This is a genomic window from Streptomyces sp. NPDC058239, assembly GCF_042882185.1.
Lineage (GTDB): Bacteria > Actinomycetota > Actinomycetes > Streptomycetales > Streptomycetaceae > Streptomyces.
Genome location: NZ_JBHVWS010000053.1, coordinates 1 through 23,230, shown reverse-complemented (window position 1 = coordinate 23,230; position 23,230 = coordinate 1). Strand labels below are relative to the sequence as shown.

Genomic DNA, 23,230 nt, shown 5'->3' with positions numbered 1-23,230 from the left:
GACGGTCATGATCTGCCCCGTCGCGCAGCTCGTTCCGTACTTGCCGCCAAGCACGGATGATCTGCGGAAGCTTCGACAGCACCTCGCCCACCTGTGCCAGCAGGAGCGTGAGGCAACCGAAGGCGGCAAGGATGATCAGGCTGAGATGGTCCCAACTCACGGGGTGACCTCCGACTCCTGCTGCATGGGGGCTCGCTGCCCGTCCAAGCGCAAGGCTGCGCCCCGCAACCGGACTTCGAAGTGGTCGCCGGCATCGCGAGCAATGGCATCGGAGACGCCGACGGGAGAAGCAGTCAGGGATGCGGCCCCGCTCCTGCTGCGGCGCGGGAGGGGAGACGCGGGTCACATTCGTTCATGTCACAACTTGCGGGAGCTGTTCCGTCCAAGAGGTGTCACCACCAACAACGACACCGGAGTGCACCATGGAAGCTCGATTGAACCTCTTCGCCAGCCCGGTCGCAGCCAAGTTCGGGAAGCACATCGTCTCTGCGGGCAAGGTGCTCGTGGACTCGACGCTGCCGGCCGCGACGCAGGAGCTGGTGAAGCTCCGCGCCAGTCAGATCAATGGCTGCGGTTTCTGCACCGACATGCACACCAAGGACGCCGCGCACGCCGGGGAGACCTCGACGCGCCTCAACCTGGTCGCGGCCTGGCGGGAGGCCACGGTGTTCACCGATGCCGAGCGCGCCGCCCTGGAGCTGACGGAGCAGGGCACCCGTACCGCCGACGCGGCCGGTGGCGTCACGGACGAGGTCTGGGCGAATGCTGCCAAGCACTACGACGAGGAGCAGCTCGCGGCCCTGGTGTGCACCATCGCCCTCATCAACGCCTTCAATCGCCTGAACGTCATCGTCCAGCAGCCCGCCGGTGGCTACCAGCCCGGCCAGTTCGCATAACCAGGAGTGCCTGGTCGGAACCGCCGGTGCCCCCGCGGCTGCAGCATCACACGCCCCGGGCGCCCCTCGCCGGGCCCGGGGTGTTGCTCCGGTCCGCCCGGCGGTCCGACTGATCCAGGGCCTTGCCGACAAGGGAAAGAACTTCTGGTTCGCGGCTGCATCCGTAGACCGATGGGACATCCGCCCGGGCCAACGACGCGTACCCGTACGCGGCGCGCCCCACTTCGCGAGAAGCTTGTCAATTCCGGCGGACGGAAAAAGGTAAAGGCAAGGAGATCTCTCTCCCTGCCACTCTCAACGTATAGCGCACTGGGGGGCTTGCGGCAAGACCCGGGTGGTGGCGCAAAATTGTCGGCCGAGGCCACAACCTGCGGAAATGAGGGCATGACGTGCGTGTGTTGTCGACGTACGGGGGACGCGGTGACGTCGAATCAGTGGTGGGACCGGCAGTGCGGTCGCGAGCGCTCGGGCCGGTGGTGCGGGTGTGTGCGCCGCCCGACTGGGATGAGAGGGCGGCCGACCCGTCAGAGGGAGGGCAGCCAGAGACGAGGACGTGCCTGACAAGAGGTTCGACAGAACTGGAGGCGCCGGTTATTCGAACGGCCAGTGCAGTGCAACGGGACACGACTGCGTCGGAGGTATCGCGGTGATCGAGCAGTACGTGTGGGATCTTCAAGAGGTTGACGAGACGCAGGCCGCGGTCGTCGGCGGCAAGGGCGCGCACCTGGGCGGACTGTCGCGGATCGAAGGCATTGGCGTGCCGGCCGGCTTCTGCGTGACGACGGACGCCTTCCGGCGGATCATGGCGCAAGCGCCGTCGATCGACGACCGGCTCGATCAGCTGTCGCGCCTGAACCCGGACGACCGGGAGGCGATCCGCACGCTCAGCGCGGAGATCCGCCGGACCATCGAAGGGATCGCCATCCCGGGCGATCTCGCGGCGGCGATCACCCGCGCGCTCGCCCGGCTCGGCGAGCAGGCCGCCTACGCCGTCCGATCCAGCGCGACGGCAGAGGACCTGCCGACGGCCTCCTTCGCCGGCCAGCAGGACACGTATTTGAACGTCGTGGGGCCGGAGGCGATCCTCCAGCACGTCAGCCGGTGCTGGGCCTCGGTGTTCACCGAGCGGGCCGTGACCTACCGCCGACGGAACGGCATCGACCACCGTACGGTCCACATGGCCGTGGTCGTGCAGCAGATGGTCTTCCCGCATGCGGCCGGCATCCTGTTCACGGCCGACCCCGTCACGGGCAACCGGAAGGTCGCCGGCGTGGACGCCGGCTTCGGCCTCGGCGAGGCCCTGGTCTCCGGCCTGGTGAACCCGGACGTCTTCAAGGTGCGACACGGCGAAGTCGTCGCCAAGGCGGTCGCCGCCAAACAGCGTGCCGTTCATGCCCTGCCGGCCGGCGGTACGCAGGAAGTGGCGATCGACTCGCAGCGGCAGGAGCAGCCGGCGCTGACGGATGCGCAGGTGGTGCGGCTCGTGCAGCTCGGGCGGCGGATCGAAGCGCACTTCGGCCGCCCGCAGGACATCGAATGGTGCCTGGTCGACGATGACTTCCAGATCGTTCAGAGCCGGCCGATCACAACGCTGTTCCCCATCCCCGAGACCGGCGACCAGGAGAATCACGTCTACGTCTCCGTTGGTCATGGGCAGATGATGACCGACCCCATGAAGCCCCTGGGGCTCTCCGTGTGGCAGCTGACGGCCATGGTGCCGATGCACGAGGCCGGCGGGAGGCTGTTCGTCGACGTCACCCGGCGCCTGGCCTCGCCCGCGAGCCGCGCCGGCCTCCTGGACGTCCTGGGCAGAGGCGATCCGCTGATCAGGGACGCGCTGGAGACCGTCCTCGACCGCGACGACTTCGTCCCGTCGCTCCCGGACGCGGGTCCCGGCGGGCCGCCGCCCGGCGGCGCGTCCGCCCCGATCGAGACCGATCCGGCCATCGTCACCGGGCTGATCGAGCGCAGCCAGACGTCCATCGCCGCCCTGGAGCGCGACATCCGGACGAAGACCGGACCGGAGCTGTTCGACTTCCTGCTGGAGGCCTTCGAGGAGCACAAGCGGGTCCTCAGTGATCCGCTGAACCTCCAGGCGATCATGGCGGGGATGGAGGCCACGTGGTGGCTCAACGACAAGCTGCGGGAGTGGCTGGGCGAGAAGAACGCGGCTGACACGCTGACGCTGTCCGCCCCCGACAACGTCACGTCGGAGATGGGACTGGCGCTGCTCGACGTCGCGGACGCGATCCGCCCGCATCCGGAGGTGGTGGCGTTCCTGCAGGGCGTCGAGGACGAGGGCTTCCTGGACGAGCTGGCGAAGCTCGCGGGCGGGACCGAAGCGCGCGACGCCATCGAGGCCTACCTCGACCGGTACGGCATGCGCTGCGTCGGCGAGATCGACATCACGAGGCCACGTTGGCGCGAGCGCCCCACCACGCTCGTGCCCGTGATCCTCGACAACGTCAGGATCTTCGAGCCGGGCGCCGCCGAGCGGCGCTTCGAGCAAGGGCGGCAGAAGGCGCAGAAGAAGGAACAGGACGTGCTGACACGCTTGCGGGCCCTGCCGGACGGGGACCGGAAAGCCGACGAGGCCAAGCGGATGATCGACCGGGTCAGAACCTTCATCGGGTACCGGGAGTACCCGAAGTACGGCATCGTCAGCCGCTCCTTCGTCTACAAGCAGGCCCTGCTGGAGGAGGCCGAGCGCCTCGTGCAGGCAGGCGTGCTTCCTGAGAAGGAGGACATCTTCTACCTCACTTTCCAGGAACTCCACGACGTCGTGCGCTCGAACCAGGTGGACGACCAGCTCATCCAGCGGCGCAAGGACGCGTTCCGGTCGTACCACGCGCTCACACCGCCCCGGGTGCTCACATCGGATGGTGAGGCCGTCACCGGGGCGTACCGGCGCGACGACGTGCCGGCCGGCGCCCTGATCGGCCTACCGGTTTCCGCCGGGACCATCGAGGGGAGGGCCCGCGTCATCCTCGACATGGCGGAGGCCGATCTCGAAGCGGGCGACATCCTGGTCACGACCTTCACGGACCCCAGTTGGTCGCCGCTGTTCGTCGGAATCGCGGGCCTGGTGACGGAGGTGGGCGGCCTGATGACCCATGGCGCAGTGATCGCCCGGGAGTACGGCTTGCCGGCCGTCGTGGGCGTGGAGCAGGCCACTCGGCTGATCCGGGACGGGCAGCGGATCCGCGTGCACGGAACCGACGGGTACGTCGAGATTCTGCCTTGACCGACCACACCGAGAAGGCCCATCCGTAGCTTCCGGCCAAAACAACGCCAAGCAGTTGATGACCACCCCACGACCGCCGCCCGCAACGCGTACACGCGGACATGACCGAGACGGCATCGACGGCTCAATCAGCGCCCAATGGAACCGGATCGGGGCAGGGAACCGCTCAACTCCCGTCCCTGCTCAGATGTCCCAGGACTTCGGGCGTGCGAGCGCCTCCCACTCGTCGCGGAGCAAGGACAGGACCGCGACGTCATAGCGGCGTCCCCGGTGCAGACATGCTGAGCGACGCACTCCCTCCTGGACGAATCCCGCTTTGGCCAGGACGGTGAGCGCGGCAGTGTTGGCAGTGTGGGTGACTGCCTGGACGCGGTGCAGGGGCAGTTCGCCGAAGGCGAGATCGACCAGCGCGTCGAGCGCGTCCGTGCCGTATCCCTGCCTTCGGTAGTGCGTGTCCAGCAGCAGGTGCACTTCCGCCGTACCGTCGGCAATGTCCTGGTCGACGAGGGCGATGTGGCCGATCGGCGTGCCGTCGGAAAGCAGGACGAGGAAGTCGTCACGGTCCTGATCATCTCTGTCGCGCTCCACACGCTCGCGGAGGGCGGAGAGGGAACGAGGCCAGAAGCCGATCTCATGAGCGGCGACGGGGTCGGAGCGCCAGCTGTGCATCAACTCGGCGTCGTCGACGTCGAGAGGGGCGAGACCGACCTTCCTTCCTCGCCAGCACGGCGCTCTGCCCGTCTCCGTCTCTGCGGACTGATCACCTGTCATGTTCTCGATCACAGGCGGATGCTACGGGTCAGCCGGGACTGTGACGAGCCGATTGAACCCTTGAGCCGTCGCCGTCGAGCGGCAGCGGGCGGTCGCCGGTGACCGGGGCGCCCATGCAGCCGCAGTCAGCCGCCGCACGACCTCATGAGCCCCGCGTTCGTAGGTGAATTCCGGCGCTGGACATGGACACCGTCAGGAGTGGTGGCTGGTCAGGCCAGAGATCGCCGCCCGGTTCGAGCAGCCGCGCGACCTACGATGACCCGCATGGAACCAGTGCCCGTCCTCGTCCACCTGGACAGCCCCTTCATCAACTTCCGGGATTTCGACTTCGGCGAGGGCTCCCACGGATACCGCTGGGTCGATGCCAAGCGTTTCCGGCTGTCGTCCGAGGCACCGGACGACCGAGACGTGTTGGCCGCCTTGATCGCACACCCTCAGTTTCGGGACACGTACGACGGAGCCGGCGTCCAGGACTGGCCTCGGCATGGCCAGTGGTGGCTCGACCGCATCACCCCTGACGCCTACGAGGCCGTCGATGCCGCAACGGCAGCCGACGTCATCCAGTCCTGGGCCGATCAGCATGGACACGTGCCGGAGTCGCTCGCATCACGCCTGCGGCAGGAGATCCACACCCCGATCCGCAAAGCGACCAGCAGATACCTGCTGGGGCAGCTTCCCGAGGACGCGCTCCACGACTACGGCCCCATCCACATCGACTACCACGAGCTCGTCCTCATCGACCGCCCTGCAGCGATGCTCACACTCCTCGTCGCCGCCGACGACTGACGCTCCCGCGATCAGCGCCACCGGCGCCGCGGCCGCGGCGTGAAGCCCGAAGCCCGCGCCGGCCGCGGCAGGACCTTCAAGCCGGCCGGCCGCACCAGCGACGGGCTGCACGACCGTGATGTTCCAGACACACACCGTCGCCGATCAGGGCCGAAGCAGCGTATTTCGCCGGCTCGCCGACGATCCTGATCGACGGACGCGACCCCTTTGCCGAGCCCGGCCGGGCCGATGGCGTGAGACCGCAATTGGTGCGGACGGCTGGGGTGAGGGATGGTGGATGACGGGGTGTTCTCCGAGACTCCGGAGCAGCCATGGACCGCTATCCCCCCATCGCCGAGCACGGTCTGGTGGGTGACCTGCAGACCGCGGCGCTCGTCTCGTCACAGGGCGTCGTCGACTGGTTCGCCGCTCCAAGGTTCGATTCTCCCAGCATCTTCGCCGCCCTGCTCGACCACGATCGCGGCGGGTACTTTCGTCTGGCGCCCGAGGACCCCGACGCTGCTTGTAAACAGCTCTACTACCCCGACACGGCCGTCCTGGTGACGCGGTTCATGTCGCCGGACGGCGTGGGCGAAGTGGTCGACTTCATGCCTCCGGACCAGACCCGCACCCCCACGGACCGCCACACCCTGATCCGCGGTGTACGCGCCGTGCGGGGCACCGTCGACTTCACGCTCGAGTGCCGGCCGCGCTTCGACTACGGCCGGGCCGAGCATCAGCTCGAACTCGACGGCGAAGGCGCCCTGTTCAGGGCTCCGGGGATCGATGGGCACCTGCAGACCACCTTCCCGCTGGAGCGGGACGGCCAGGACGTGCGCGGCAAGGTGACGCTGAGGGCCGGTGAGTCCCACGGTGCGGTCTTCACCGTCTGCGCGTCCGGCGCCGAGGTGCCTGCCTTCCCCACCGTGGACGGTCTGACAGAACAGTTCCAGGAGGTCGTCCGCTTCTGGCAGCAGTGGCTCTCTCAGTCCCGCTACCGGGGTCGTTGGCCCGAGCTTGTGCACCGCTCGGTCATCACCCTCAAGCTCCTTACCTACGCCCCCACCGGCGCCTTGATCGCGGCGGCCACGACAGGGCTGCCCGAGCAAGTCGGCGGAGAGCGCAATTGGGACTATCGGTTCACCTGGGTGCGTGACGGGGCGCTGTCCGTGCGGGCCATGCTGGACCTCGGCTTCGTCGAGGAAGCCGCAGCCTTTGTGCACTGGCTGGTGGACAGATTGCGCGAGCGCGAGGGTGCGGACGGAGAGCCGTTGCAGACCGTGTACCGGATCGACGGCAACCCCGATCTTCCGGAAGAGACCCTCGATCAATTCGAGGGCTACCGCGGTTCCTTCCCCGTCCGCATCGGAAACGGCGCTGCCGACCAGCTTCAGCTCGATATCTACGGCGAGGCGGTATACGCGCTGGCGCAAGGGGGCGAGATCGCGCAGCAGGCCACCTACCAGGGCTGGAGGGCACTGGCCCGAACATTGGACTGGTTCGCCGAGAACTGGAACAGATCGGACGAGGGTATCTGGGAGACCCGCGGCGGCCGGAAGGACTTCACCCACAGCCGGGTGATGTCCTGGGTCGCCTTCGACCACGGGCTTCGCCTGGCCGAGGCCTTCCGCAGGCCCGCTGATCTGGAGGGATGGCGCAGGGCGAGAGACGCCGTCTTCGAGCAGGTCATGCAACGCGGCTGGAGCGAGACGGAGCGCGCATTCATCCAGCACTACGACGGCGACGTCCTGGACTCCTCGCTGCTGCTCATGCCGAGGGTCGGGTTCATCGCCCCCAGGGACCCCTCCTGGCTGTCCACACTCGACGCGATGGACCGCAGGCTCGTTTTCGACAGCCTTGTCTACCGCTACGACCCGGCGGCATCGCCGGACGGGCTACGCGGCTCGGAAGGCACCTTCAGCCTGTGCACTTTCCTCTACGTGGACGCGCTCGCCCGGGCAGGCCGGCTGCCCCAGGCCCGTTACACCTTCGAGAAGATGCAGACCTACGCCAACCACGTCGGACTCTTCTCCGAGGAAGTCGGTCCGAGTGGGGAGCAACTGGGAAACTTCCCACAGGCGTTCACCCATCTGTCGCTGATCATGGCCGCCGTCACCCTCGATGAGGCGCTCGACCATGAGCAGGGGCGCTGAGCGCATGCCGCGGCTGAGCGTCGACGCGTTCGCCGAGCTCTGCGAACGCGTCCCGCATGGTCGGTGCCGTCCCCGCGCTGCCTGCCGCAGCCCACGAAGGGGGTCTGCAGTCCTTTTTGATCGCCCCAAATGCCCGGTAGAGCCACCGGGGTCTGTGTTCTGTGTGTCGTCCGGGGCCCTCCCACCTGGGAGTGCTCGGCAAAGAGCCCGGCGCACCGGTGGATCAGGGCAGAAGGGCTGTGGGTGCGGCGGCCGAACGGGGGCGCCGCGACTGGTGACTGCCGGGGGGAGCGACGGCGATCAGCCCGGTGCCCTCGCCGAGGGTCAGCACCCGGCGGGCCGTGGCGCGGTCTTGCATCGGCAGTCAGCCGCCGGTGGCGAAGCCGGGGAAGAGCGTCATTCCCCCGTCGACGTAGAGCGTGGTGCCGACGACGTAGTCGAACAGGTCGGAGGCGAGGGCGACGACGGCGTTGGCGATGTCCCCCGGGTCGCCCACGCGGCGGTACGGGATCAGCCGCAGGAGATCGGCCTCGGCCTCGGGGCTTGACCAGGCGTCGCGGTTGATCGGCGTGCGGATCGCGCCGGGTGCAACCGCGTTGACTCTGATCCGCTGGGGGGCGAGCTCCTGGGCGAGGGTCTGCATCAACATGGCCACACCGCCTTTGGAAGAGGCGTAGTTCGCATGTCCCGACCACGGGATGATCTGGTGGACCGAGCTCATACAGATGATTTTCCCGGCTGCGCGGGACACCTCTTCCACCACGCCGCGCCGGACGAACTCCTTGGCGGCCTCCCGGGCGCACAGGAACTGGCCGGTCAGGTTGACGTCGATGACCTTCTGCCACTGGGCGAGCGTCATCTCCGTAATGGCCGCGTCCCGTTGGAGCCCCGCGTTGGCGACCATGATGTCGATGGTGCCGAACGCCTCGACCATCCGGGCGACCATGGCGACCACCTGGGCCTCGTCGGACACGTCGGCCTCGTGGGCGTAGGCACGGACCCCGAAGTCTTTGATCTGCGCCACAACCCTTTCGGCCTCGTCCGCCCCGGCGACGTAGTTCACGACAACGTCCGCTCCGGCCCGGCCCAGGGCGATGGCAGTCGCCAGGCCGATGCCCGAGTTGGCACCGGTCACCAGCGCCTTCTGGCCCCTGAGAAGTTGCGCGGACACGGTCCCGCGGTCTTCGTCGGCGCTACCTGCCACGATCTCTCCTCAGGCGGTTTCGAAGGGTGCGCCCGCCCACGCGACAAACGCCTACGGGAACAGGCGACGCACATGAGGAAGGGGGCCTCGGCCTGCCCACCGGGACGAGCGCACAGGAGCTGACGCAGACCTGCGCACCAGACGAAAGCACTCTGTGCCGCGGGCGGACGGATCGCCGCGCCATACAGCCGTGTTTCGGACGGGCACGTCACACGGTCGGGTTACGGGCTGCTTCGGCCCTTACCGGCTGTTCCTGCGGTCAAGGCCGGTCAGCCATGTCTGACGCAGGGCAATCGGACGATCCCCAGCCCACCATCCGGTATCAGAGGCAGCCTGCGGCTGAGGGCCGCGACGATGGCTTTCACGGCGTTCCTCCCTCACAGGCGATGCCCGCCCCTTTCCGGCCTGTGAACGATCGACCGCGCTGCGGGGCATCGGCGGGGAGTGGCGCCGGGGCAGCGCCCTGACCGTCCTTGGCCCCGTGCTCTCGAAACTGGGCCGAGACCGGCCGTGGTGTTGCGTCGTGGAACGAAGCACTGGACATCTTCGTGCGCTCGCACGCCCCGGAAGCCGGGGCGGTTCGCACGCTGCTCAGCGGGAGCGCCCCCGTCACACGTGCAGCGTCGCCCGAGGCGGGCACCGTACGAGCCCCCTCCGCGCGTCGATGAGCCACAGCCGCCGCCGGCAGCATCGACAGGTCGGCGGATGCCGGTGAGGGCGGTTGGGGGGGGTGGCCGGTCGGTCCGGGCCCACAAACACAAGGCTGACCAACTGAGCTTCGGCCGGAGCGGGAACGCCGCGTGAACCACGGCCTGTCGGACCTCTGGCGGATCAGGCCATCACGGACGAAACGGGGCGGAAGGCCGATCGGCCCGCCGCCCCGCTCCTCGGTCCTGTCGCCGAGCTGTGCTCGACGCCTGACAGGACCTTGCACAGTGACTAGTTGATCGCCTTGATCAGCTCGCCATTGGTGGTGTCACCGCTGAGCTCCCAGAAGAAGGTGCCCCCCAGCCCCTGCTGGTTCTTGTAGTTCATCTTGGTGGCGATGGTGGCCGGGGTGTCGTAGCTCCACCAGTTGGTGCCGCAGTGTGCGTACGCCGTACCGGCGATCGTGCCGGTGGCCGGGCAACTGGTCTTGAGGACCTTGTAGTCCTCGATGCCCGCTTCGTACGTGCCGGGGGCTGCTCCGGTGGCGGTGCCGCCGGGCGCGTCCTGGGTGACACCGGTCCAGCCGCGGCCGTAGAAGCCGATGCCGAGCAGCAGCTTCGAGGCCGGGACGCCCTGCGCCTTCAGCTTGTTGATGGCGGCCTCGCTGGTGAAGCCCTCCTTCGGGATGCCGCTGTAGGAGGTCAGAGGGGAGTGCGGGGCGGTCGGCCCTTGCGCGTCCCAGGCGCCGAAGAAGTCGTACGTCATGGGGTTGTACCAGTCGACGTACTTCGACGCGCCGCCGTAGTCGACGGCGTCGAGCTTGCCGCCGTCGGAGCCGTCGGCGGAGATCGCCGAGGTGACCAGGTTGTCCGCACCGAACTTGGAGCGCAGCGCGGCCAGCAGGTTGCCGTAGGCGTCACGTCCGCTGGTGTCGCAGGTCAGACCGCAGGCATTGGGGTACTCCCAGTCGATGTCGATGCCGTCGAAGACATCGGCCCAGCGGGGGTCCTCCACGAGGTTGTAGCAGGACTCGGCGAACGCGGCCGGGTTCTTCGCCGCCTCACCGAAGCCGCCGGACCAGGTCCAGCCGCCGAACGACCAGATGACCTTGAGGTTCGGGTGCAGCTTCTTCAGCTTGCGCAGCTGGTTGAAGTTGCCGCGCAGGTCCTGGTCCCAGGTGTCCGCCACGCCGTCGACCGACTGGTCGGCCGTGTACGCCTTGTCGTAGTCGGCGTACGAGTCGCCGATCGCGCACTTGCCGCCGGTCACATTGCCGAAGGCGTAGTTGATGTGCGTGAGTTTGTCGGCCGAGCCCGACGTCTCGATGTTCTTGACGTGGTAATTGCGCTGGTAGACACCCCAGTTGGTGAAGTATCCGACCACCTTGTCGCCGGACGCCGTGGGGGTGGCGTCGACGGCTGCAGGGGCTGGAGCCTGCGTGGCGGTGGGGGCCGCGCCGGCCGATGCGGTGCCCGCGGCACCCAGCAGGGTGGCGCCGAGGGCGGCGGTACAGGCGGCTGCGGCGAGCGCCCGGAGGCGGGCGCGGGGATTGTGCGGTCCGAACATCTTGTCTCCTCGTGGGGGAGGGAACTCGGTAGTGGGGGCGTGCTTTCGACCATCCCGTGTACTTGGCATGAACGCGGAAAGGCCGGTTCGGTGGAACCGTAGATGGACTAGACCAGTTGGGTCAATGGTTCGGACCAATTCCGGTGACCACCCGCTTCGCCGCCGAGTCGCTCCGTCACCCCGTGACGGATATCGTCCGATCGGGCATACTCAAGCCGCCACAGCCGCTGGCCAGCGACTCTCGAAATCCGGGAGAGCGGCATCGGTTGGGCAGCAGTGCTTCTCCGGGCCGCGCCCGGAAGCCCCCCGGCGGCGCCGCCCACACCCCGCGCGCGCGACCGTCGCAACGCCCGACAGGGAGGAGAGCGCCGTCATGACCGACCGTGCCCCGCAATTGGTGGAACGCCGTCTGCCCACCGAGGAGTCCAGGCAACTCGTCGCGCTCGTCCGCGACATCACCCAGCGAGAGATCGCGCCGCGGGCGGCCGAGGAGGAGGACGCCGGCCGGTTCCCGCGCGAAGTCTTCACTCTGCTTTCCGAGTCCGGACTGCTGGGACTGCCCTACGACTCCGCCCACGGCGGTGGTGACCAGCCGTACGAGGTCTACCTCCAGGTCCTCGAAGAGCTCGCGGCCGCCCGGCTCACCGTCGGTCTCGGTGTCAGCGTCCACTCCCTCGCCTGCCACGCGCTCGCCGGATACGGCACCAAGGAGCAGCAGGCCGAACACCTCCCGGCGATGCTGGGAGGTGGCCTGCTGGGCGCCTACTGCCTCTCCGAGCCCGCCTCGGGCTCGGATGCCGCCTCGCTCCGTACGAAGGCCGTACGGGACGGCGACGACTGGGTCATCACCGGCACCAAGGCATGGATCACCCACGGCGGCATCGCCGATTTCTACACGGTCCTGGCCCGCACCGGAGCCGAGGGCGCCCGCGGCATCACGGCCTTCCTGGTCCCCGGCGACGCCGATGGGCTGAACGCGGCCGCCCCCGAGAAGAAGATGGGCATGAAGGGCTCGCCCACCGCCCAGCTGAACTTCGACGGGGTACGGGTCGCCGACGCCCGCCGGATCGGCGAGGAGGGCCAGGGCTTCGCGATCGCCCTGTCCGCACTCGACTCCGGACGCCTGGGCATCGCCGCCTGTGCGATCGGCGTCGCCCAGGCCGCCCTGAACGAGGCCGTCGCCTACGCCACCGGGCGGGAGCAGTTCGGCCGGCCCATCGCGGACTTCCAGGGCCTGCGCTTCATGCTCGCCGACATGGCCACCCAGATCGAGGCGGGCCGGGCGCTCTACCTGGAGGCGGCCCGGCTGCGCGACGAGGGCAGGCCCTTCTCGCGCCAGGCGGCCATGGCCAAGCTGTTCTGCACGGATGCGGCCATGCGGGTGACCATCGACGCGGTCCAGGTGCTCGGCGGATACGGCTACACCCTCGACTTCCCCGTCGAGCGGCTGATGCGCGAGGCCAAGGTGCTGCAGATCGTCGAAGGCACCAATCAGATCCAGCGGATGGTCATCGCGCGCCACCTCGCGGGTCCTGAGACGCGCTGATCCGCAGCGGTCGCTCCGACCACACGGGCGTCGTCATGATCCGGTTCCACTCCTGGTCGTGGCGGCCCGGCAGGGTCCGTCCCGTGCCCTCCCAATGACGCAACAGGGACCGGTAGATGGGCGGATCGGTGGAGTGCGGCGCCGGTCGCGGCGTGGACCGGGGAGGCACGGGCTGCGGCACCGGCTGTGAACCGGGCTGCGGAACCGATTCTTCGGCGGTCGGAGCGGCGAGGCGGCGGCGACCGGGGCCGGCCGTTGAGTGCAGCAGGGTCATGCCCGGCCAACGGTGCGGGGCGGGCCCTGGTCACTGCCCGGCCGATTCGAGAGCCCGTTCGCCGGGTCCCCGGGCGGCGGAGTTCCATCGACAGCGGGCACCACGTCGGCCGGGCCGTCGTGGTGCAGCGCAGATGTGCCGGATGGGCCCGGATGCCCGGGCGTCCCGCGCGGGTGCGGGAAGGGCCCTCAGGCGGCGTCGCGCCGCATCTGCGGCACCTGCAGCGGGCGCGAGCCGGGGCCACCGGCATGCGAGAACGGCTGCATTCGCCAGTCGAGTCCCTGAGGGAGCGTCAACAGCAGGGCCGTCTCCTGCTCCTGGAGGTCGAGCGACTCGTCGGCGGGCCGCGTCTGGGACGCCGCGCGGCCGGTACCGGCGCAGACCGTCAGAACGAACGGATTCCACGGAGTCGGGCACAGCGCGTGCTCCGGCAGTACGTCCTCGTCCGCCAGCAGCGCGATCGGCTGCGCGCAGTCCGGGCAGATCACCCGGTACATCTCGAACATGTCGTACGCGTCGGGAGCGGTGTCCTCGACCGGATCAACTGGCTCCGGTTCGGTACGTCCGGTGAGCTTCAGGCTCTGCATGGGAAATTCCCCCCTCAGGTGGGCCGACAAGGCGCCACGGCCTCGACCACAGCAAGCACTTCCCGTCGCGCATCGGCCGTAACCACGAGGGGGTCGACTACCCATCCGTAAACCTGTGGCATTCGTCACATGCCCGCCGCAGGCGCCCTTCCGGAGCCCTCACCGCTGTGCCTGGAGGGACCTGGGGCAATAGGTTGATCCGTATGGAGGAGCTGGACCGACAGATCGTGGAGTTGCTCGTCAAGGACGGGCGGATGAGCTACACCGACCTGGGCAAGGCCACGGGCCTGTCCACCTCGGCGGTTCATCAGCGTGTCCGCAGGCTGGAGCAGCGCGGGGTGATCCGGGGCTATGCCGCGGTCGTCGACCCCGAGGCCGTCGGCCTGCCGCTCACCGCGTTCATCTCGGTGAAACCCTTCGACCCGAGCGCGCCGGACGACATCGCGGAGCGGCTGGCGGACGTCCCGGAGCTGGAGGCGTGCCACAGCGTCGCGGGTGACGAGAACTACATCCTCAAGGTGCGTGTCGCGACCCCGCTGGAGCTGGAACACCTGCTCACCCGGATCCGCTCGCTGGCCGGTGTCTCCACCCGGACCACCGTCGTACTCTCCACGCCGTACGAGGCCCGGCCCCCGCAGATCTGAGGGGGCCGCGGAACGCGCGGGTCCGGGCAGGCGCGAGACTGGTCCCATGACCGAGAGCACCGCCCCCCAGAGCGAACACCGCACCGTGCTGCTGCGCGGTGGAGACGTCCACAGCCCCGCCGACCCCTTCGCCACCGCCATGGTGGTCGAACGCGGCCATGTTGCCTGGGTGGGCTCGGAGGGGGCCGCCGACGCCTTCGCGAGCGGCGTCGATGAAGTTGTCGACCTGGAAGGTGCGCTGGTCACCCCAGCGTTCACCGACGCACACGTCCACACCACATCGACCGGCCTGGCGCTCACCGGCCTCGACCTCTCCGGTGCCCGGACCCTCGACGAGGCGCTCGGTCTCCTGCGCGCGTACGTGGCGGCGCACCCCGCGGACCGGGTCGTCCTCGGCCACGGCTGGGACACCACACGCTGGCCGGAGCAACGCCCGCCGTCGCGCGGCGAGCTCGACGCGGCCGCCGGCGGACGGCCGGTGTACCTGCCCCGTATCGATGTGCACTCCGCGGTCGTCACCACCGCCCTGCTCGATCTGGTCCCGGGCGTCACCGAACTGACCGGGTACCACCCCGACGCCCCGCTGACCGGCGCCGCCCACCACGCGGTACGCTCCGCGGCCCACGGCGCCGTCTCGCCGCAGCAGCGCGCCGACGCCCGGCGCGCCGCTCTGCGCCACGCCGCGTCGCTCGGCATCGGCACCGTCCACGAGTGCGGCGGCCCGGACATCTCCGACGAGGAGGACTTCGTCGCGCTGCTCAAGCTCGCCGCGACGGAGAGCGGACCACGGGTCTTCGGCTACTGGGCCGAGCAGGTCGGCGACGAGAAGGACGCCCGCCGCATCCGGGAACTCGGTGCGATCGGCGCCGCCGGCGACCTCTTCGTCGACGGCTCGCTCGGCTCGCACACCGCCTGCCTGCACGAGCCGTACGCCGACGGTCCGGCCGGACACACGGGCACCGCCCACCTGGACGCGGCGCGGATCGCCGCCCATGTGACCGCCTGCACCGAAGCCGGGCTGCAGGCCGGCTTCCACGCCATCGGCGACGCGGCGGTCTCCGCCGTGGTGGAGGGCGTCCGGGCCGCCTCCGAGACGCTCGGCCTGGCCCGGATCCGGGCCGCCCGGCACCGTATCGAGCATGCCGAGATGCTCACCCCCGAGACCGTCGCCGCCTTCGCGGAACTGGGTCTGACCGCTTCCGTGCAGCCTGCCTTCGACGCGGCCTGGGGCGGCAAGGAGGGCATGTACGCGCAGCGGCTCGGCGCCGAGCGGGCCAGGACCCTCAACCCGTATGCGGCGCTCCTGCGGGCCGGTGTGCCCCTGGCCTTCGGCTCGGACAGCCCCGTGACCCCGCTGGACCCGTGGGGGACCGTACGGGCCGCCGCCTTCCATCGCACGCCCGAACACCGGATCTCTGTGCGAGCCGGCTTCACCGCCCACACCAGGGGTGGCTGGCGGGCCGTCGGCCGCGACGACGCGGGGATCCTCGTACCCGGCGCCCCGGCCGACTATGCGGTCTGGCGCACCGCTGACCTGGTGGTCCAGGCACCGGACGACCGGGTCGCCCGCTGGTCGACCGACCCAAGATCGGGAACGCCTGGCCTGCCGGACCTCACCCCGGGCGTCGAGCTCCCGGTATGCCTGAGCACCGCGATCTTCGGACAAAATGTCTACGTACGACCGAACGAGTGACGTCCGGACATTTCGTACCGCCGATCGAAGACGTCCCCGCTCCGCCGCGACCTGCGGATCTTCGCTACTGACCAGGCAAGTTCTATAAAAATTGCAGGTCAGACAGCTATTGACAGAACGCGCCCACCGGCCGGTAGGTTCGGCCGAGTCCACCACAGGACGTCCGACCGGTTAAACCTCCACGCAGTCGTCGAACGCCGCTGGGTCATGGGGTGGTGTGCCGCACCGGCGCACCACCACTGACAGCCAGGTTCAGCGCCCGCGCCTCGGGGGCGAGGGAAGGTTTCAGCCGGACGGTAGGTGCGACCCGGGTGGGGCCCGGACGTTCAGTAGACAACGGCTCTAGGTCGACCCGCAGCCAGCGGGTCCCAGGTCGGCCCGAAGGGCGCTGGGCCCCCATCCGTAGTTCCCGTCGGTTCCCGTCAGGGGGTCTGTCCGTACTTCCCTCCTTCTGTCCGTGGCGGTGTCCGCTCCCGCCCGACCGCGTCGGTATCGGCCCCCGCCCGCTGGATATGGTGTGCACCTGCGTACGGACTTAAGGGGCAGTAAGTGAACGACGGCGGTCAGAGGCGATACGGCCCGCTCGGCAGAACCTTGGTGATCATTCCGACCTACAACGAGGTCGAGAACATCAAGCCGATCGTGAGCCGGGTGCGCGCCGCTGTGCCGGAAGCCGACATCCTTGTCGCCGACGACAACAGCCCCGACGGCACCGGCAAGATCGCCGACGAGCTCGCCTCGGCCGATGACCAGGTCCAGGTGCTGCACCGCAAGGGCAAGGAAGGGCTGGGCGCGGCCTACCTCGCGGGCTTCCGCTGGGGCATCGAGCACGGTTACGGCGTGCTCGTGGAGATGGATGCCGACGGCTCCCACCAGCCCGAGGAACTGCCCCGTCTGCTCACCGCGCTCAAGGGTGCCGACCTGGTGCTCGGTTCCCGCTGGGTGCCGGGCGGGCGGGTGGTCAACTGGCCCAAGTCCCGGGAGATGATCTCCCGCGGCGGCAGTACGTACTCCCGGCTCCTCCTCGGCCTGCGGACCAGGGACGTCACGGGCGGCTACCGGGCCTTCCGCGCCGAGACCCTGGAGGGCATCGGCCTCGACCGGGTCGCCTCGCAGGGCTACTGCTTCCAGGTCGACCTGGCCCGTCGCGCCATCGACGCCGGGTATCACGTCGTCGAGGTCCCGATCACCTTCGTGGACCGCGAGATCGGCGACTCGAAGATGAGCCGCGACATCCTGGTCGAGGCGCTCTGGCGGGTCACCTCCTGGGGTGTCACCTCCCGTACGAACAGGGTCCTCGGCCGCAAGGCGACCTGAGTCACCGAAGGCGGCGGGCGCCGGTCCGGCCGCTCGTGATCACCCCCATACGTCGATCGGACGCTCGTACGGGCACACTGGGGAGCATGACGACCGGCACACCGCCCCCGACCGCCCCCAGGCGCTCACGCGCCCGAACCTTCGTCCCCCTCGCCATCGCCGCCTGGGCGGTGCTGGAGATCTGGCTGCTCACCGTCGTGGCCGACACGGCGGGCGGGTTCACCGTGCTGCTGCTCCTGGTGGCGGGGATCGTGCTCGGGGCCGCGGTGATGAAGCGGGCCGGCCGCCGGGCCTTCCGCAATCTCACCGAGACGCTCCAGCAGATGCCGGGGCAGCCCGGTGCCGCCGCTCCGCAGGCCGCACCCGCGGGCAGCAAGGGCAACGGCTTCCTGATGCTGGCCGGGCTGCTGCTGATGATCCCGGGGATCATCTCGGACGTGGCGGGGCTTCTGCTGCTCGTGCCGTCGGTCCGTTCGATGATGGGCCGGTACGCGGAGCGGTCGCTGGAGCGCCGCATGCGCGCCGCGAACCCCGGCAGCCTCTCCGGCGCCTTCCAGCAGGCCCGCATTCACCGGCCGGACGGAAAGATCGTGCAGGGTGAGGTCATCCGCCAGGACGGCACAGGGCCGGGCTCCCGCCCCGACGAGGGCCCCCGGCCGCCGCTGACCCCCTGATACCGGACCGTGACGCGACAGAGCCGCGGGCTGTGGCACACGCTCGGTGTGTCACAGCCCGCGGCTCTGTCGTATTGCGGTGTTACGCGGTCAGGCAGACTTCCTGCTGTCCCGCGGATGCACGGCGATGTTCATGGCTCCGGAGCGCAGAACCGCCAGCCTCTCGGCCAGCACCTCCTCCAGCTCCTCGCGTGTGCGTCGCTCCATGAGCATGTCCCAGTGCGTACGCGCAGGCTTGCCCTTCTTCTCCTCGGGGCCATCCCCGTCCACCAGGAGTGCCATGGCGCCGCACGCCTTGCACTCCCACTCCGGCGGAATTTCCGCCTCTACCGAGAACGGCATCTCAAATCGATGTCCGTTCTGGCATGCGTACTCCACCGCCTGGCGCGGGGCCAGATCGATGCCGCGGTCCGTCTCGTAGCTGGTAACCACGAGTCGCGTGCCGCGGAGAGCTCGCTCACTCATGAATCGTGCCTCCCGGGCTTGTCGCCCACAGGACAGGTGTCGCTGTCGTCGTCATCCGGTCAACGTCCGGTCGGCGGTAAAGATTCCCGTTGCCGGTCATGCGTCGCCCGTCGTGCCGCTGCTCTATCAGGGTTGGGATACCCGCCAATGCCCGGTTTGTCACATCTGGCAGAAGTTGTCACCCAACGGTTTGGCTTCTTCCGCTCGCAGTAACGGTCCTCCGGGCAGGCCAAAGGCGTACACTACCGGCCTTTCACTTCAACGTCTAAATCCGCTCCGGAACGGGATTCCCCGCAGCCGCCACGGCCTGTCGGATCGGCACCCTCGCGAGCAGTACGGAACCGACCACGAAGAAGATCACCAACGAGATGATCGCATCCCGATAGCTCCCGGTCAGCTGATACGCGAGACCGAACACCAGTGGCCCCAGCCAGCTCAGTCCGCGGTCGCTCATCTCGTACGCGGAGAAGTACTCGGCCTCCTTGCCGTGCGGCACCAGATGGGAGAACAGCGAGCGCGACAGCGCCTGGCTGCCGCCGAGCACCAGACCGATCGCCGAGGCCAGCACGTAGAAGAAGACCGGCGAGTCGGCGGGCAGGAAGTAGCCGGCGACGAGAATCAGCGTCCAGACGACGAGTGAGCCCAGGATCGTGCGCTTCGCGCCGTACACCCGCGCCAGCCGGCCCATTCCCAGCGCTCCGGCCACCGCGAGCACCTGCACCAGCAGCACGGCCGTGATCAGCGTCGTCTGGTCGAGGCCCAGCTCCTCGGAGCCGTACACCGAGGCCTGGGAGATCACCGTCTGCACGCCGTCGTTGTAGACGAGGTACGCCAGCAGGAAGGAGAGCGTCAGTGGATGGCGGCGCATGTCGCGCAGGGTGGCCGTCAGCTGCCGCCACCCCGAGCCGACCGCCCCCTCGCCGCCCGGCGTCACGCGCCGGTCGCGCAGCCGTCGCAGTGGTATGACGGTGAAGGCGCCCCACCAGACACCGGCCGATGCGAGACAGATTCTCACCGCGTCGGACTCGGAGAGGCCGAAGGAGTCGTGGCCCGTGTACAGGACCAGATTCAGGATGAGGACGAGCGCACCCGAGGTGTATCCGAACGCCCAGCCGCGCGAGGAGACCGCGTCCCGCTCGTCCGGTCCGGCGATCTGGGGCAGATAGGCGTTGTAGAGCACCATCGACACCGAGATCGAGGCGTTCGCCACGATCAGCAGGAACGCGCCCAGCAGATAGCGGTGGCCGTCCAGGAAGAACATGCCGGTGGTCGCGGCGGCCCCCACGTAGGCGGCGGCCGCCAGCAGCGGCTTCTTCCGCCCCGTACGGTCCGCGGCGGCGCCCACGACCGGCATGACGATCACCGCGACCACGACGGACACGGAAACCGCGTAGGCGAACAGCGATCCTGCACGCACCGGTATGCCGAGCGGGTGCACGAAACCGTCGGCGTCGGCGGCCGCCTTGGCGACCGACGTCAGATAGGGGCCGAGGAATACCGTCAGGACGCTCGTCGAGTAGACGGAGCAGGCGAAGTCGTAGAAATACCAGCCGCGTTGTTCACGTCTGCGGCTCGCGGCGTCGGCGGAACCCGTCGTGAGTCCAGTCGGCTCAGCGGTCTCGGCGCTCAAACCGCACCCCCTCGTCTCTCCCCGTGGAGACCTCGCACGGCAGGCGTCAGGCCCAGGCCCCCCGCTCGCTCAGCACCGTACGCAGCGTCTCGATGTGATCGGTCATGATGCCATCCACACCGAGATCGAGGAGCGCTGCCATCCGCTCGGGTTCGTTCACCGTCCAGACGTGCACCTGGAGTCCGCGTGCGTGTGCCTCGCGTACGAAGCGCCGGTCGACCACCCGGACGCCGTTCTGGCTCTCCGGTACCTGCGCGCACACCGCGCCGGCCCGCAGCGCCGCCGGAATTCCGTACGAGCGCAGCCGCAGGCCCAGCACGCCGCGGACGCCGTAGGAGGTGGCGAGCCGGGGCCCGGCAAGACGGTGGGCCCTGGCGACCCGGGTCTCCGAGAACGAGCCGACGCACACCCGGTCCCAGGCATCCGCCCGGCGGATCAGATCGACCAGCGGGACCAGGGCGGACTCGGCCTTGAGGTCGACGTTCCAGCGGGCTCCGGGAAACGTCTCCAGCAGTTCCTCGAACAGCGGCAGCGGCTCCCGGCCCGCCACTCTGGCCTGCCGCACCTCGCTCCATGCCAGTTCGGCTATCCGGCCCCGGGCGTCCGTCACCCGGTCCAGAGTGGCGTCGTGGAAGGCCACCAGACGGCCGTCCGCCGTGGTGTGCACATCGGTCTCGAAGTAGCGGTACCCGGCATCGGCGGCCCGGCGGAACGCGGCCGTGGTGTTCTCGATCCCGTCCGCGGCACCGCCTCGATGGGCGAAGGGGATTGTCGCGGGATGGTCCAGATAGGGGTGGCGTACGGAAGTCACTGCGGCAGTATGGCCTGCTCCGTTGTCCGGGCGGTGACGGTGGTGTCGACGCCGTCCGACTCGGATGCGACGGCCGCCTCGTCACCGGACCCGGCGGCGGCCGCCGCCGGCTTCCCGTCGATTGCGAAGAAGCGCAGGAAGAACTGGGCGAGCGGGCCGATTCCCAGTGCGTAGAGCACCGTGCCCGCGCCGAGCGAGCCGCCGAGCACGAAGCCGGTCACCACGACCGCCACCTCGATCAGCGTGCGGACGAGCCGGATGGAGCGGCCGGTACGCAGATGCAGACCGGTCATGAGCCCGTCTCGCGGTCCCGGGCCGAACTGCGCCGCGATGTACAGACCCGTCGCGACACCGTTGACCACGACACCGGCGACCATCACGGCGATCTGCGCGGCGAGGCCGTGCACATCGGGCACGAGGGCCAGCGTGCCGTCCATGGCGATGCCGATGGCGAAGACATTGGAGACGGTGCCGAGGCCGGGACGCTGCCTGATCGGTATCCACAGCAGCAGAACGGCGGCGCCGACGATGATCGAGACGACCCCGATGGACAGGCCGGTGCGCTCGGCGAGTCCCTGGTGCAGCACTCCCCAGGGTTCGAGGCCGAGACCGGCGCGGACCAGGAGCGCCGAGCTCGCCCCGTACAGCGCAAGGCCGACGTACAGCTGAATCAGCCTTCGAGTGAGGTGTGCCCCGCGAGGGACAGGTGTGATGGACAAGAAGTGCCCCCTGGAGTGGTGGTAGTGGACTGCCGCATGTCACTCTGTGGCAGGGGATTGGCCGCCAACTATGGCCAATCCGAGGAAGGTGGACTGATTTTCATGGCGCAGTGGACTTCGGCAGTCGGTGCGGCACAGCTCGCCCGGCAGCTCCAGGCACAACAGCCCCGGCCCGCCGGACCGGGTGCCCGCAGGCCGCCCGCCTATCGCGCGCTGGCCGACGGAGTCCGTCTGCTCGTCCTGGAAGGCCGGGTGCCGGTGGCCGCCCGGCTCCCCGCCGAGCGTGAACTGGCGCTCGCCCTGTCCGTCAGCCGCACCACCGTCGCCGCCGCGTACGAGGCCCTGCGGACCGAGGGGTTCCTGGAGTCCCGCCGGGGTGCCGGCAGCTGGACCGCCGTGCCCGCGGGCAATCCGCTGCCCGCACGCGGTCTGGAACCGCTTCCCCCGGAGTCGCTCGGTTCGATGATCGACCTGGGCTGCGCCTCGCTGCCCGCCCCCGAACCGTGGCTGACCCGGGCGGTCCAGGGCGCCCTGGAGGAGCTGGCACCGTACGCACACACCCACGGCGACTACCCGGCAGGTCTGCCCGCGCTGCGGCAGATGATCGCCGACCGCTACACCGAGCGCGGCATCCCGACCATGCCCGAACAGATCATGGTCACCACCGGGGCGATGGGCGCGATCGATGCGATCTGTCACCTCTTCGCAGGACGCGGCGAAAGGATCGCGGTGGAGTCCCCGAGCTACGCCAACATCCTGCAGCTCATGCGGGAGGCGGGCGCCCGGCTGGTGCCGGTGGCGATGGAGGAGGGGCTCGGCGGCTGGGACATGAACCGGTGGCGGCAGGTGCTGCGGGACGCGGCGCCGCGGCTCGCCTACGTCGTCGCCGACTTCCACAACCCCACCGGTGCGCTGGCCGACGAGGACCGGCGACGTGCCCTGGTGGAAGCCGCCCGCTCCGCCGGTACGGTCCTGGTCGTCGACGAGACCATGAACGAGCTGCATCTCGACGCCGATGTGCAGATGCCGCGCCGGGTCTGCGCCTTCGATCCGGCGGGCTCCACCGTGCTCACCGTCGGATCGGCGAGCAAGGCCTTCTGGGCCGGCATGCGGATCGGCTGGGTGCGCGCCGCCCCGGATGTGATCCGCAGCCTGGTGGCCGCCCGCGCCTACGCCGACATGGGGACACCCGTCCTTGAGCAGCTCGCCGTCAACTGGCTGATGCGTACCGGCGGCTGGGAGCAGGCCGTGCAGGTCCGGCGCGAACAGGCGCGGGAGAACCGGGACTCGCTCGTCGCCGCGGTGCGCCGGGAGCTGCCGGACTGGGAGTTCTCGGTTCCGCGCGGTGGTCTGACCCTCTGGGTGCGAACCGGCGGCCTCTCCGGCTCCCGGCTTGCTGTGGCCGGGGAGCGGGTCGGCATACGCGTTCCCTCCGGCCCCCGGTTCGGTGTCGACGGCGCCTTCGAGGGGTACGTACGGCTGCCGTTCACGGTCGCCGGGCCGGTCGCGGACGAGGCGGCGGTACGGCTCGCGGCAGCGGCGCAGCTGGTGGTTTCGGGGGCGGGCGCGGGGGTGGAGGCGCCGCGGACGTTCGTCGCCTGATCGACAGGGCTGCTCAGGGGG

18 protein-coding genes are annotated in these 23,230 nt (G+C 69.4%); 10 read left to right on the top strand and 8 right to left on the bottom strand.

Annotated elements, in window-relative coordinates:
• Window positions 1–422 precede the first annotated feature (422 nt).
• The gene (locus tag ACFVYE_RS37570; RefSeq protein ID WP_383971311.1) at window positions 423–896 is read left to right on the top strand and encodes a carboxymuconolactone decarboxylase family protein; all 474 of its coding nucleotides are present in this window, start codon (window positions 423–425) and stop codon (window positions 894–896) included.
• Window positions 897–1,542: 646 nt separating this feature from the next.
• Window positions 1,543–4,140: a rifamycin-inactivating phosphotransferase gene (rph, locus tag ACFVYE_RS37565; RefSeq protein WP_389608438.1), complete on the top strand. Its 2,598-nt coding sequence runs from the start codon at window positions 1,543–1,545 to the stop codon at window positions 4,138–4,140.
• A gap of 183 nt (window positions 4,141–4,323) precedes the next feature.
• On the opposite strand, the gene ACFVYE_RS37560 is transcribed toward rph, so the two are convergent.
• Window positions 4,324–4,923: a GNAT family N-acetyltransferase gene (locus tag ACFVYE_RS37560; protein WP_389608437.1), complete on the bottom strand. Its 600-nt coding sequence runs from the start codon at window positions 4,921–4,923 to the stop codon at window positions 4,324–4,326.
• A gap of 252 nt (window positions 4,924–5,175) precedes the next feature.
• On the opposite strand from ACFVYE_RS37560, the gene ACFVYE_RS37555 reads away from it, so the two are divergent.
• Together ACFVYE_RS37555 and ACFVYE_RS37550 are read left to right on the top strand one after the other, a co-directional pair.
• The gene (locus ACFVYE_RS37555) at window positions 5,176–5,697 is read left to right on the top strand and encodes a hypothetical protein (RefSeq protein WP_383971302.1); all 522 of its coding nucleotides are present in this window, start codon (window positions 5,176–5,178) and stop codon (window positions 5,695–5,697) included.
• 311 nt (window positions 5,698–6,008) lie between these two features.
• Window positions 6,009–7,829 carry a glycoside hydrolase family 15 protein gene (locus tag ACFVYE_RS37550; RefSeq protein ID WP_383971300.1) on the top strand — a complete coding sequence of 607 codons (1,821 nt, stop codon included), beginning with the start codon at window positions 6,009–6,011 and terminating at the stop codon, window positions 7,827–7,829.
• A 364-nt stretch (window positions 7,830–8,193) separates the two neighbouring features.
• Here the strand turns inward: ACFVYE_RS37550 and ACFVYE_RS37545 are convergent, their stop codons facing one another.
• Both ACFVYE_RS37545 and ACFVYE_RS37540 read right to left on the bottom strand, forming a co-directional pair.
• Window positions 8,194–9,033 (bottom strand): SDR family oxidoreductase, encoded by an 840-nt coding sequence (locus tag ACFVYE_RS37545; RefSeq protein WP_383971298.1) that lies wholly within the window; start codon window positions 9,031–9,033, stop codon window positions 8,194–8,196.
• Between the two features lie 939 nt (window positions 9,034–9,972).
• A complete protein-coding gene (locus ACFVYE_RS37540; RefSeq protein ID WP_389608436.1) occupies window positions 9,973–11,247 on the bottom strand; it encodes a glycoside hydrolase family 18 protein in 1,275 nt (424 codons plus the stop codon).
• A gap of 373 nt (window positions 11,248–11,620) precedes the next feature.
• Here ACFVYE_RS37540 and ACFVYE_RS37535 point away from each other — a divergent pair, with 373 nt between their 5' ends.
• Window positions 11,621–12,793 (top strand): acyl-CoA dehydrogenase family protein, encoded by a 1,173-nt coding sequence (locus ACFVYE_RS37535; RefSeq protein ID WP_383971292.1) that lies wholly within the window; start codon window positions 11,621–11,623, stop codon window positions 12,791–12,793.
• A 462-nt stretch (window positions 12,794–13,255) separates the two neighbouring features.
• On the opposite strand, the gene ACFVYE_RS37530 is transcribed toward ACFVYE_RS37535, so the two are convergent.
• Window positions 13,256–13,654, bottom strand: a complete 399-nt coding sequence (locus tag ACFVYE_RS37530) for a hypothetical protein (RefSeq protein ID WP_383971289.1) — start codon at window positions 13,652–13,654, stop codon at window positions 13,256–13,258.
• Window positions 13,655–13,857: 203 nt separating this feature from the next.
• Between ACFVYE_RS37530 and ACFVYE_RS37525 the strand changes: the two genes are divergently transcribed.
• The 4 genes from ACFVYE_RS37525 (at window position 13,858) to fxsA (ending at window position 17,982) form a co-directional block, all read left to right on the top strand.
• A complete protein-coding gene (locus ACFVYE_RS37525) occupies window positions 13,858–14,298 on the top strand; it encodes an Lrp/AsnC family transcriptional regulator (protein WP_124718962.1) in 441 nt (146 codons plus the stop codon).
• Window positions 14,299–14,344: 46 nt separating this feature from the next.
• Window positions 14,345–15,991, top strand: a complete 1,647-nt coding sequence (locus ACFVYE_RS37520; RefSeq protein WP_389608435.1) for an amidohydrolase — start codon at window positions 14,345–14,347, stop codon at window positions 15,989–15,991.
• Between the two features lie 549 nt (window positions 15,992–16,540).
• A complete protein-coding gene (locus tag ACFVYE_RS37515; protein ID WP_383971283.1) occupies window positions 16,541–17,308 on the top strand; it encodes a polyprenol monophosphomannose synthase in 768 nt (255 codons plus the stop codon).
• Window positions 17,309–17,394: 86 nt separating this feature from the next.
• Entirely contained in the window at window positions 17,395–17,982 is a 588-nt protein-coding gene (gene fxsA / locus ACFVYE_RS37510) for an FxsA family membrane protein (RefSeq protein ID WP_389608434.1), read from the top strand.
• 90 nt (window positions 17,983–18,072) lie between these two features.
• On the opposite strand, the gene ACFVYE_RS37505 is transcribed toward fxsA, so the two are convergent.
• The 4 genes from ACFVYE_RS37505 to ACFVYE_RS37490 form a co-directional block, all read right to left on the bottom strand.
• Window positions 18,073–18,447 carry an RNA polymerase-binding protein RbpA gene (locus ACFVYE_RS37505; protein WP_007262928.1) on the bottom strand — a complete coding sequence of 125 codons (375 nt, stop codon included), beginning with the start codon at window positions 18,445–18,447 and terminating at the stop codon, window positions 18,073–18,075.
• Window positions 18,448–18,712: 265 nt separating this feature from the next.
• Window positions 18,713–20,077, bottom strand: coding sequence for an MFS transporter (locus ACFVYE_RS37500; RefSeq protein WP_389608433.1), 1,365 nt, complete (start codon window positions 20,075–20,077; stop codon window positions 18,713–18,715).
• 46 nt (window positions 20,078–20,123) lie between these two features.
• Window positions 20,124–20,888, bottom strand: a complete 765-nt coding sequence (locus ACFVYE_RS37495) for a glycerophosphodiester phosphodiesterase (protein ID WP_389608432.1) — start codon at window positions 20,886–20,888, stop codon at window positions 20,124–20,126.
• On the bottom strand, window positions 20,885–21,607 hold the full coding sequence (locus ACFVYE_RS37490; RefSeq protein ID WP_389608431.1) for a YitT family protein: 723 nt from the start codon (window positions 21,605–21,607) through the stop codon (window positions 20,885–20,887). Before ACFVYE_RS37490 ends, ACFVYE_RS37495 begins: the two co-directional genes overlap by 4 nt.
• A 102-nt stretch (window positions 21,608–21,709) precedes the next feature.
• On the opposite strand from ACFVYE_RS37490, the gene ACFVYE_RS37485 reads away from it, so the two are divergent.
• Entirely contained in the window at window positions 21,710–23,209 is a 1,500-nt protein-coding gene (locus tag ACFVYE_RS37485) for a PLP-dependent aminotransferase family protein (RefSeq protein WP_383967179.1), read from the top strand.
• Window positions 23,210–23,230: the final 21 nt, after the last annotated feature.

Bases quoted from the DNA above. Each gene is read 5' to 3' on its own strand.
- ACFVYE_RS37540 (WP_389608436.1), bottom strand. From the start codon at position 11,247: ATGTTCGGACCGCACAATCCCCGCGCCCGCCTCCGGGCGCTCGCCGCA.
- ACFVYE_RS37525 (WP_124718962.1), top strand. From the start codon at position 13,858: ATGGAGGAGCTGGACCGACAGATCGTGGAGTTGCTCGTCAAGGACGGG.
- ACFVYE_RS37505 (WP_007262928.1), bottom strand. From the start codon at position 18,447: ATGAGTGAGCGAGCTCTCCGCGGCACGCGACTCGTGGTTACCAGCTAC.
- ACFVYE_RS37530 (WP_383971289.1), bottom strand. From the start codon at position 13,654: ATGCAGAGCCTGAAGCTCACCGGACGTACCGAACCGGAGCCAGTTGAT.
- ACFVYE_RS37555 (WP_383971302.1), top strand. From the start codon at position 5,176: ATGGAACCAGTGCCCGTCCTCGTCCACCTGGACAGCCCCTTCATCAAC.
- fxsA (WP_389608434.1), top strand. From the start codon at position 17,395: ATGACGACCGGCACACCGCCCCCGACCGCCCCCAGGCGCTCACGCGCC.
- ACFVYE_RS37485 (WP_383967179.1), top strand. From the start codon at position 21,710: ATGGCGCAGTGGACTTCGGCAGTCGGTGCGGCACAGCTCGCCCGGCAG.
- ACFVYE_RS37570 (WP_383971311.1), top strand. From the start codon at position 423: ATGGAAGCTCGATTGAACCTCTTCGCCAGCCCGGTCGCAGCCAAGTTC.
- ACFVYE_RS37520 (WP_389608435.1), top strand. From the start codon at position 14,345: ATGACCGAGAGCACCGCCCCCCAGAGCGAACACCGCACCGTGCTGCTG.
- ACFVYE_RS37535 (WP_383971292.1), top strand. From the start codon at position 11,621: ATGACCGACCGTGCCCCGCAATTGGTGGAACGCCGTCTGCCCACCGAG.
- ACFVYE_RS37550 (WP_383971300.1), top strand. From the start codon at position 6,009: ATGGACCGCTATCCCCCCATCGCCGAGCACGGTCTGGTGGGTGACCTG.